The sequence below is a fragment of the uncultured Enorma sp. genome (genome assembly GCA_905210055.1).
GTDB lineage: Bacteria > Actinomycetota > Coriobacteriia > Coriobacteriales > Coriobacteriaceae > Enorma.
Genome location: CAJLVH010000198.1, coordinates 1 through 2,394, shown reverse-complemented (window position 1 = coordinate 2,394; position 2,394 = coordinate 1). Strand labels below are relative to the sequence as shown.

The window sequence follows — 2,394 nt, the reverse complement described above, 5'->3', positions numbered from 1 at the left end:
CGCGGCGGCGAGCCACTCCGGAGCCGTGAGGGCGCGCTCGAGCTCGTCGAACGCCTCTTTGGCAGAGGCATCGGCCGCGCCGTGCACGGTGATGACGCGTGGGATCGCGAGCTCGGCAGGAGCCGAGGCGCCGCCCGCGCCATCACCCAAAAGCGCAAGGAAGCGGTTCTGCATAGACATGATGCCCAGCTCGTCAAGCGCCTCCGAGATGGCCTGGGCATCATACGCGGGAAATGATGTCGCCTCGAAGTCGACTTCGACCGGGGCGTTCGTCTGAATGGTCGCCACACGACGCGAAACGAGCGCGTCGTCGATGTGCGCGCGCAGGTTCTCGCCCATCTTCCCCTTGATCTCGTCCGCATGGGTGATAACCCCGTCCAGGCTACCGTACTGCGCGATGAGTGCGCTCGCCTTCTTGGGGCCTATACCCGGCACGCCAGGGATGTTGTCCGAGCTATCGCCCTTGAGTCCGTAGAAATCTGGCACGAGCTCGGGTGTGATGCCGTGATAGAGGTCCTCGACGGTTTCCGGCGTCATGATCTGCACGTCCGAGAGACCCTTCTTCGTGCCCACGATCTTCACGTGCTCGGTGGTGAGCTGGTACATGTCGCGGTCGCCGGTGATGAGGAGCATGTCGCACCCGGCCGCCTCGCCCGCGCGTGCGAGCGTGCCCAGGATATCGTCGCCCTCCCAGCCTTCGGCTTCGAGCACCGGCACGGAGATGCGCGCCAAGAGCTCCTTCACGCGCGGGAACTGCTGGCGAAGATCTGGATCCATGGGCGGGCGCTGCGCCTTGTACTGCGGGAGCATCTCCATGCGCACGCGCGGCTTGCCCTTGTCGAAGGCGACGACCACGCCGTCCGGGTGAAAGGCGTCGATCATCTTGAGGAACATGTTGAGGAATCCAAAGATCGCGTTCGTGGGCGTGCCATCCGGTGCGTTCATGGTAGGTGGCACGGCATGGAACGCGCGGTGCATGAGCGAGTTGCCGTCGATGACGGCGAACGTGCGGCGGGCTGCGGAATCAGACATGCGGGGTATCCTCTCTGGCGCATAGTTTCTGCTTGCACCAGTCTACCCCATCGGGCAGACAAGACACACGAACCAGATGGGCGCGTCTCCTGCATCCATTCCCGAGGCCGCCGCACCCGCCGCCTGCCACGGCCGATCCCGAGGCCGCCGCACCCGCCGCCGCTTCGGCTGAATCGACTTTTTTCGACAGAATCGCGCTTCGAAAGGGCAAAACCGTCGAGAAAAGTCGATTCAGCTGAGAGGAACCCTTGGAGGAATCGGCAGCACGCGGACGTTGCGCCTGGAGCGCCAAAAAACGAGCCCCGTCTGCCAAGAGGCAAGCGGGGCTCGCGCGCTAAGAAACTATATGCGATTCGCGCCTACGCGGCGAGGCGGCGCAGCGCGTCGACGAGCAGCTGGTAGAAGCGCTCGGACGACGCGAGCTCCATGCACTCATCGGGGGTGTGGACGTTGGCGAGCGTGGGACCCACGGCGATGGCATCAAGCCCGGGCAGAGCCGCGGCGAAGAGGCCGCACTCGAGGCCGGCGTGGATGGACTCGATACGCAGCTCAGCGCCGAAAAGCTCGCGATAGCTCTCCTTGAAGACGTCGCGTACGTGCGAATGCTCGACGTAGCTCCAGCCGGGATACTCGTTCTCGAAGAGCGCGTTGAAGCCGAACGCATCGGCGAGCGTCTGGATGCGCTCCTTGACGTCCTCCTGCAGCGACGTGATAGACGAACGTGGCGAAAGCAGGAACGTGATCATGTCGTCCGAGGTCTGCACGACGCCGATGTTCGACGAAACCTCGACCGAGCCGTCGGCTGCGACGTTGCGGCGCATGACGCCGTTCGGCGCAAGGCGCAGGGCAGAGATGAAGGCGCGGGCATCGGCATCGGGAATCGCCTCGACGGAGGCGCCGTCCGCTACCTCGACGGTGCAGGTGAAGCCGGGGTCGAAGACCTCGAGTTCGGCGGTGACGTCGTCGATCATGGCCTGCGCGGTCTTCGCAGCCGCCTCGGCCTCGGCGATGTTCGCGTACACGAGCACGGCCGTGCACTCGCGGTTGATCGCGTTGTCCTTCGTGCCGCCGTTCATGTTCACCAGGTGCGGCGCGCCGGTGCGCATGAGCTTCTCGATGATGCGCGCCATGATGAGGTCGCCATTGCCGCGCTCGAGATGGATGTCGCTACCGGAGTGACCGCCCTGGAGGCCGGAGATGTCGAGCGTGAGCGTCGCGCCGTCCACCTGTTCGCGCACCACCGGACGGGTGAGTGTCGCCACGACGCCGCCGGCGCACGACACGGTCGCCACGCCCTCCTCCTCGGAGTCGAGGTTCACCATGATGCGGGCGTCGATCTGCGACTTGTCGAGGGTCTCGGCG

2 protein-coding genes are annotated in these 2,394 nt (G+C 65.2%); both read right to left on the bottom strand.

The genetic code is table 11. From position 1 onward, the window contains the following. Positions 1 to 1,032 (bottom strand): 5'-3' exonuclease H3TH domain-containing protein (locus QZ079_RS09105; protein WP_297037530.1); only part of this gene is annotated, 1,032 nt, incomplete at its 3' end. Between the two features lie 359 nt (positions 1,033 to 1,391). Beyond that, on the bottom strand, positions 1,392 to 2,394 hold a 1,003-nt coding region (locus QZ079_RS09100), incomplete at its 5' end, for a M20/M25/M40 family metallo-hydrolase (RefSeq protein WP_297037529.1).